A 432-nucleotide genomic window follows, 5' to 3' on the forward strand; every position below is an offset into this window, starting at 1 on the left:
TAAGTAGCCTGGGGGGGATTTTTGGTCCTTGGGAGCTGGTGCTCGGTTCTTTTGGTTATTTCCTTACTTTGTTTGCCGTCTGGGCGGCGATTAACGCCTTCAATATGGTGGATGGGATCGATGGTCTGCTCGGTGGGCTATCCAGCGTGTCATTCGCCGCTATGGGACTTCTTCTGTGGTTCGATGGCCAGACAAGCCTGGCTATCTGGTGTTTTGCCATGATCGCCGCCATTCTGCCTTACATCCTGCTGAACCTGGGTATTCTCGGACGCCGCTATAGAGTCTTTATGGGGGATGCGGGAAGTACGTTGATTGGCTTCACGGTGATTTGGATTCTGCTGGAGACGACCCAGGGGCCAACGCATCCTATTAGTCCGGTTACGGCCCTGTGGGTTATTGCCATTCCGTTAATGGATATGGTGGCAATTATGT

1 pseudogene is annotated in these 432 nt (G+C 52.5%); it reads left to right on the forward strand.

The features are described 5' to 3' along the window. A pseudogene (locus ACU8YC_RS28310) lies at positions 1-432 on the forward strand (UDP-N-acetylglucosamine--undecaprenyl-phosphate N-acetylglucosaminephosphotransferase); the annotation flags it as partial.

This window comes from Citrobacter sp. VF227 (assembly GCF_052950715.1).